Below are 7,187 nucleotides of genomic sequence, written 5' to 3'. Positions count from 1 at the left end.
CCCCCCCACACCCCTCCCCCACTGTCCCCCTCCGTTCCCCCGAGGAAGCAGAACCGATGCGACGACGCACCATGCTCCTGAGCTGTACCGCACTGACCCTGGCACTCGGCGCCACCGCCTGCGGCGGTGATCCCGTCACGGCTGCGGGCGGGGGCGGTGGAGGGGACCTCGCGGGGCAGACCCTGTCCGTGGCGGCCGTCTGGACGGGCGCCGAACAGAAGAACTTCCAGAAGGTGCTCGACGCCTTCTCCGCGAAGACCGGCGCCAAGACCCAGTTCCTGCCCACCGGCGACAACACCTCTACCGTCATCGGCAGCAGGATCGAGGGCGGCAACGCCCCCGACGTCGTGATGGTGCCGCAGGTCGGGGTGCTCCAGCAGTTCGCGAAGCAGGGCTGGCTCAAGCCGCTGTCCCCCGCGGCCACCGCGGCGGTCGACACCAACTACGCGAGCGTCTGGAAGAAGTACGGCAGTGTCGACGGCTCGCTGTACGGCGTGTACTTCAAGGCCGCCCACAAGTCGACCGTCTGGTACAGCCCCGACGCCCTCGACCAGGCGGGCGTCGAGCCGCCGAAGACCTACGCGCAGATGCTCACCTCGGCCCAGGCGGTGTCCGACTCCGGGCTCTCCGCCTTCGCCGTGGCCGGCGAGGACGGCTGGACCCTCACGGACTGGTTCGAGAACGTCTACCTCTCGCAGGCGGGCCCGGAGAAGTACGACCGGCTGGCGGCCCACACCCTCAAGTGGACCGACCCGACCGTGGTCAAGGCGCTCTCCACCCTCGGTGAACTCTTCGCCGACAAGGAGCTGATAGCGGGCGGCCAGAAGGGTGCGCTCAGCACCGACTTCCCCGGATCCGTCGAGAAGGTCTTCGGCCCCGAACCCGAGGCCGGCATGGTCTACGAGGGCGACTTCGTCGCCGGGGTCGCCAAGGACCAGTTCGGCAAGCGGATCGGTGAGGACGCCGCCTTCTTCCCGTTCCCGTCCGTGGACGGCGGAGAGGCGCCCGTGGTCAGCGGCGGCGACGCCGCCGTGGTGCTCAAGGACGGCAAGAACCAGAAGGCCGCCATGGCGTTCGCTGAGTACCTGGCCGGCCCGGAGGCGGCGGCCGTCTGGGCCGAGGCGGGCGGGTTCGTATCGCCCAACAAGAACCTCGACCTGGCCCGTTACGGCGACGACACGACGCGGCGCACGGCCGAGTCGCTGGTGAAGGCCGGGGACTCGGTCCGGTTCGACATGTCCGACCAGGCGCCCGCCGCGTTCGGCGGGACCAAGGGCACGGGCGAGTGGAAGCTGCTCCAGGACTTCCTGCGCGACCCCTCCGACCCCGCCGCCACCGCGGCCCGCCTCGAAGCCGCCGCCGCCAAGGCCTACCGGGCCACCTCGTGACCGCCGCGACCGCGCCCGCCCGGGACACCGGCAAGCGGTCCCCGGATCCCGCGCCTCCCGCTGACCCCGGCAGACTCGCCCAGCAGCGCGCCCGCCGGCGCAAACGGATCATCTCCGTCGCGTTCGTCCTGCCGGCTCTCCTGCTCCTGGGCGCACTCGTCGTCTACCCGGTGCTGTTCTCCATCGGCCGCAGCTTCTTCGACGCGGGCGGGACCCGGTTCGTCGGCGGCGGGAACTACGCCGAGGTGTTCCGCGACCCGGCGACGCTCCAGGCCATCCGCAACAGCGCCATCTGGATCGTCGTCGCTCCCACACTGCTCACCGGGCTCGGTCTGATCCTCGCCGTCCTGGTGGAGAAGGTCCGCTGGGCCACCGCGTTCAAGCTGCTGCTGTTCCTGCCGATGGCGGTCTCGTTCCTGGCCGCCGGCATCATCTTCCGCCTCGCCTACGACGAGAACCCCGACAAGGGCGTCCTCAACGCCGCCGTCGTCGGCGTCCACGACACGTTCAAGGACGCGGCCTCCTATCCGTCCGCCCGCGCCCGCGACGGCCAGGGGCTGACGAAGCGCGGCGACGGTTCGTACACCACCTCGGACGCGGTGTCCCCGGGCGGGACGGCGCTGCTGGGCCTCGTCGGCGTGGCGCCCAAGGACCTGCCCCCGGAGGCCGGGCCGGCGCTTCCGGCCGCCTCCCGGCAGGCCGCCGGCACGGAGGTCCGCGGTGTGGTGTACCTCGACTTCACCCCGGGCGGCGGCGGTGTGCGGGGCGAGGTCGACAAGGCCGAGAAGGGACTGCCGGGCCTGTCCGTCGAAGCCCTGCGGGACGGCGAGACGGTCGGCCGGGCCACGACGGCGGACGACGGTTCCTTCCGCTTCGCGGACCTCGGCCCCGGCTCGTACACGCTGCGGCTCCCCGCCGCGAACTTCGCCCCGCCCTACGAGGGCGTCTCCTGGCTCGGCCCGGCGCTGGTCACCCCGGCGATCATCGGCGCCTACCTCTGGATCTGGACGGGCTTCGCCATGGTCCTCATCGGCGCGGGCCTCTCCTCGCTGCCGCGCGAGACGCTGGAGGCGGCCCGGATGGACGGCGCCGGCGAGTGGCAGGTGTTCCGCCGGATCACCGTTCCGCTGCTGGCCCCCACCCTCACGGTGGTCTTCGTGACGCTGGTGATCAACGTGCTGAAGGTCTTCGACCTCGTCTACATCATCGCGCCCGGTCCGGTGCAGGAGGACGCCACCGTACTGGCCACCCAGATGTGGCTCGTCTCCTTCGGCGGAGGCAACGACCAGGGGCTCGGCAGCGCGCTCGGGGTGCTGCTCCTGCTGCTCGTCGTGCCCGCCATGGTCTTCAACGTCCGCCGCTTCCGCAGGAGTCAGTCATGAGCGTCATCGCACCGGCCCGGCCGGAGCCCGAGGCGACGCCTGCGACCGCGTCGCCCGCACGCCCCCGCCGCACCGCGGCGAGCCGGCTCTCCGGCTGGCTCGGCAACAGCCTGGTCCAGGGGTTCCTGATCGTCGTCGGCCTGGTCTGGATCACCCCGCTCGCGGGCCTGTTCCTGTCCTCGCTGCGGTCGGCACGGGACAACGCGGCCGGCGGATGGTGGACCTCCCTGGCGAGTCCGGGCCGGCTGTCCTTCGACAACTACACCGCGCTCCTGGCCAATACGGGTATCACACGGGCGTTCTGGAACACCGTGATGATCTCGGTGCCCACCACCGTCCTGGTCGTCGTGATCGCCGCGCTGGCCGGGTACGCCTTCGCGTGGCTCGACTTCCCCGGCCGGGACTGGATCTTCCTGCTGGTCGTGGCACTGCTCGTGGTGCCGGTCCAGATCGGCCTGCTGCCGGTCGCCAAACTCTTCGGCCAGCTGGGGCTGTTCGGGACGATCCCGGGGGTGGTGCTCTTCCACGTCGCCTACGGCCTGCCGTTCGCGATCTTCCTGCTGCGCAACTTCTTCGCCGACCTGCCCCGCGAGATGCTGGAGGCGGCGCGGATGGACGGCGGAACCGAGTGGCGGATCTTCACCCGGCTCGTGGTGCCGATCGGCCGCCCGGCCATCGCGAGTCTGGCGATCTTCCAGTTCCTGTGGGTGTGGAACGACATGCTGGTGGCCCTGCTGTTCGCGGACACCTCGTCTCAGCCGTTGACGGTCGAACTCCAGTCGCAGGTACGGCAGTTCGGCAGCAACATCGACGTGCTGGCACCCGGCGCCTTCCTGTCGCTGATCGTCCCGGTCGCCGTCTTCTTCGCCTTCCAGCGGCACTTCGTGCAGGGAGTGATGGCCGGCTCCGTCAAATGACGGGGGCCGCGACCCGGCCGTTCCGCCGCCCGGCCGGCTCACCGCGCGAACGCCGCAGAGCGCGCGGACGAGCCGGCCGGCGGCCCGCTCCCCCCGCCTCTACCTGGTGTCCCAGGTCCGGTGGTAGTCGCTCCACCGCGGGGGCAGACCGGGCAGTCCGACGTGGCCGGCGCGGAGTCCGTCGAGCGTCAGCGCCAGCATCCGCATGCGGGCGCGGTCGTCCTCCTCGGTGCGCCGGGGGTAGCGGCTGAACAGCTCGATGACATGGGTGACGTCCAGGGTCGTGACGTCCGCGCGCACGGTCCCGTCGGCGATCCCGCGTGCCAGCAGCTCCTCCAGCAGCGCCTTGGCCCGCTCGTTCGCCGCGGACACCTCGTCCGGCACGGCAAACGTGCCCGCGAGGGAGGCGAACGCGCCCGCCCGCACGTCGACCGAGTGCTTCATGTACCCGGACAGGGCTTCCCAGCCGCTGCCCCCGGCCTCCAGCGCCTGCCTCAGCCCGGCGGTGGTCTCCTCCATGCCGACCACGCACAGCCGGTGCAGCAGCTGGACCTTGCTCCCGTAGCGGCGGTAGAGCGTGCCGATGCCCACCCCCGCCCGTTCGGCGATCGCCGAGACCGGCGCGTGGGCGCCCTGTTCGGCGAAGACGGCCCGTGCCGCTGCCAGCACGAGCATGTCGTTGCGTTCGGCCTCCGCCTGGCGGCCGAAGCGGCCTCCGGCCCGAAGCCCCTCGGCTGATGGCGTCGTCATGAGTCCAGACTATTGCCTGCCGGAGTGCGCCGCTCCGATACTCCTGGACGCGCCGGAGGCGCCGCCCGGTACGGGTGCTACGGGCCCGTCACGCGGCCCTCCGCACCAGCCGCACGTACACCTTCGGCGCCGGACCTGCGGGGAAACGTCCCGTGTCGTTCGCGGAGCACGCAGTGATCTTCAACAGAGAGCTCCAACTCTGTGAAATTCAGACAGACATCACCCTCTTGATCGAGCCAGTGATCATGAGACAGAGTTCCGGACGTGATCAGCGATCAGCTCGCCGACCACCGGACGCACGGTCACCCCTCGCCCCGGCCCCCACACACCGGCGCGATCCCCCCATCACGGTCGTGCGCTCCGAGACCGGAAGGAACATCCGTGGGAGTTTCCCGAAAGATCTTCGCGGCGACCGCTGCCGGCGCCCTGCTCTCCCTCACCGCCGTCACCGGCGCCCAGGCCGTGGAGAACACCGGACCGCGCTACGACAGCGCCATGGTCCAGGCGCTCGCCTCATCGCTCGGCGTCAGCGAGAGCGCCGCAGTGCAGCGGCTCGACCGCCAGGCCGCCCAGCAGGACAGAGTGGCCTCGCTCGGCAAGCAGGGCGTCGCCATGGACGGCGCCTACTTCGACGGCCGGGGCGACCTGGTCGTCAACGCCGAGGGCGCCGCCGCCGAGCGGCGCATCGAGGGCGCGGGCCTGAAGGCGCGCGTCGCCGAGCACGGCGAGGACGCCCTCCAGGCGGTCAAGGCCGAGCTGGACCGGCTGGCCCTGGCCAAGTCCCCCAGCGGCGTGAGCGCCTGGTCGGTGGACCTCGCGTCCGACTCCGTCGTCGTCGAGGTGAGCAGCGACCGCGGCGCCGCGGCAGCCGCCTTCCTCAAGGCGGCCCGGAGCCACGGCGACGCGGTCCGCGTCGTGAAGTCCGCGGAGCGGCTCAGCCCGCAGGCCACCGTCGACCCCGGCGACCAGATGACGTTCGACGGCTACAACTGCTCCGTCGGCTACGGGGCCCGGGACGCCTCCGGCAAGCAGTTCCTCGTCACCGCCGGCCACTGCATAGAGAACCTGCCCGTCCTGTCGCACGACGGCGCGCGCTTCGCCGAGGGGACGGACAGCCGGTTCGCCCTGGGCAAGGACAGCGTCGACATGGGCATCGCGGCCGTCGACGAGGGCAGCGCCATCTCCACCCAGGTCAGCACGTGGGACCGGGCGGGCACCGTCGCGGTGGAGGGCTCCGAGCGCGCCCCCGTCGGCGCCGACCTGTGCAAGTCGGGCCGCACCACCTTCTGGACCTGCGGCAAGGTCGAGTCGTACGACGTCTCCGTCACCTACACGGACCCGAACGGCGGTCCCGACACCGTCGTCACCGGCCTGGGCAGCTCCTCGGTGTGCACCGAGGGCGGCGACAGCGGCGGGGCGTACATCTCCGGCAACCAGGCGCAGGGCATGACGTCGGGCGGTCCCAGCGCCCAGCAGTGCGACGGCACCGTGGACTCCCCCGGCTCGTCCTACTTCCAGCCCCTGGACGACGCCCTGGCCCACTACGGTCTGACGCTCGACGTCAACTGATCAACCCGGCTGACCGGTTCGGCCGGCACGGACCGGCGAGGGCCGCCCATCGGATACGGTGGGCGGCCCGTCCGTCGTCCCGGTCCCGCGTACGACCGTCCATCCATCCGGAGGACGTCACCGGAAAGCCCGCTTTTGACCTCCCACGCACAGACCCCGCCCGCCCAGGCCCCCCACGCCCTGACGCCCGGTCCCGACGGGCCGCCGTCGTTCGCGGAGGTCCTGCACGGAGCGCTCAGGAGCAGCGGGCTCTCCCTGGAGCGGGTGCGCCACCGGCTCGCCGCCCAGGGCATCCGCATCAGCCTGACGACGCTCAGCTACTGGCAGCGGGGCCGCAGCGAACCGGAGCGCGCCGACTCCCTGCGGGCCGTCGAGGCGCTGGAGTCGATCCTGTCGCTGCCGCCGAGGACGCTGCGGTCCTCGATCCGCACCTACCGGCCGCGCGGCCGGATGGCGGCGCCGGCGCACGACCTGGCGGCCTCCCGCCGCGTCTTCGGCGAGAACTCCCTGGCGGAACAGGCGCTGGGCGCGGACTTCGCGGTGCTCAACGAGAACGTCAGCACGCTGAGCATCCACGAGACGGTCACGATCGACGAGCGGTTCCGGCTCACCTCGCTCTCCATCCAGCAGGTGATGCGTGCGACGCGCGAGGGCGCCGACCACTTCACCACCGTCCACACCTTCGACGGCGGAGCGCGGGCGGTCCGGGCGGAGGTGCGCTGCGGTGTGGCGGGCGATGTCCGCTTCCTTCCGGACCTGGGCACGGTCGTCATCGACGTACGGTTCGGCAGGCGGCTGGAGAAGAACGAGACCGTCGTCGTCGCGTACACCGTGCACGTGGAGCCGGGCAGCGGGGTGGACGACCACTACGAGCGGCGCACCCGGACCCGGCTGCGGGACTATCTGCTGCACGTCTACTTCCATCCGGCGGCGCTGCCGGAGGTCTGCCACCGCTACTACCGGGAGACTTACGACGCGGAGCCCGCGTACCGGCACCGGATGGCCCCCGACGCGTCGCACAGCGTCCACTCCGCGCCGAGCCGGTGTCCCGCGGGCGTCCACGGCATCTCCTGGCAGCGGCCCCACTGACGGGGAGGGGCGGGCGGCGGGGCGTGACCGTCTCCGGTGCACGCGCCTCGCGGCCCGCCCTGTCGCTGTTCCCCCGCGGCTGCCGCGGGTCA

Annotated in this window: 6 protein-coding genes; 5 read left to right on the top strand and 1 reads right to left on the bottom strand. The window is 71.9% G+C overall.

The window, feature by feature from the left end; all coding sequences use genetic code 11:
* Window positions 1-56 precede the first annotated feature (56 nt).
* From EES43_RS28205 to EES43_RS28195, 3 genes are all read left to right on the top strand, one after another.
* Window positions 57-1,388, top strand: a complete 1,332-nt coding sequence (locus EES43_RS28205; RefSeq protein ID WP_241192558.1) for an ABC transporter substrate-binding protein — start codon at window positions 57-59, stop codon at window positions 1,386-1,388.
* A gap of 107 nt (window positions 1,389-1,495) precedes the next feature.
* Complete coding sequence (locus EES43_RS28200; protein ID WP_241192732.1) at window positions 1,496-2,770, top strand: ABC transporter permease subunit; 1,275 nt, start codon at window positions 1,496-1,498, stop codon at window positions 2,768-2,770.
* Window positions 2,767-3,687 (top strand): carbohydrate ABC transporter permease, encoded by a 921-nt coding sequence (locus EES43_RS28195; RefSeq protein WP_124271379.1) that lies wholly within the window; start codon window positions 2,767-2,769, stop codon window positions 3,685-3,687. The genes EES43_RS28200 and EES43_RS28195 overlap by 4 nt, the downstream gene beginning before the upstream one ends.
* Before the next feature lie 99 nt (window positions 3,688-3,786).
* Here the strand turns inward: EES43_RS28195 and EES43_RS28190 are convergent, their stop codons facing one another.
* Window positions 3,787-4,437, bottom strand: a complete 651-nt coding sequence (locus EES43_RS28190) for a TetR/AcrR family transcriptional regulator (protein ID WP_124271378.1) — start codon at window positions 4,435-4,437, stop codon at window positions 3,787-3,789.
* Window positions 4,438-4,818: 381 nt separating this feature from the next.
* Between EES43_RS28190 and EES43_RS28185 the strand changes: the two genes are divergently transcribed.
* Entirely contained in the window at window positions 4,819-6,006 is a 1,188-nt protein-coding gene (locus EES43_RS28185; RefSeq protein ID WP_124271377.1) for a S1 family peptidase, read from the top strand.
* Window positions 6,007-6,141: 135 nt separating this feature from the next.
* Window positions 6,142-7,095, top strand: a complete 954-nt coding sequence (locus tag EES43_RS28180; protein WP_124271376.1) for an XRE family transcriptional regulator — start codon at window positions 6,142-6,144, stop codon at window positions 7,093-7,095.
* Window positions 7,096-7,187: the final 92 nt, after the last annotated feature.

Origin of the sequence: Streptomyces sp. ADI96-02, assembly GCF_003846185.1 — a bacterium.
Classification (GTDB): Bacteria; Actinomycetota; Actinomycetes; order Streptomycetales; family Streptomycetaceae; genus Streptomyces.
This window is presented reverse-complemented; position numbering and strand designations above follow the sequence as displayed.

Coding starts and splice junctions, on each gene's coding strand:
- EES43_RS28205 (WP_241192558.1), top strand. CDS start 57: ATGCGACGACGCACCATGCTCCTGAGCTGTACCGCACTGACCCTGGCA.
- EES43_RS28195 (WP_124271379.1), top strand. CDS start 2,767: ATGAGCGTCATCGCACCGGCCCGGCCGGAGCCCGAGGCGACGCCTGCG.
- EES43_RS28190 (WP_124271378.1), bottom strand. CDS start 4,437: ATGACGACGCCATCAGCCGAGGGGCTTCGGGCCGGAGGCCGCTTCGGC.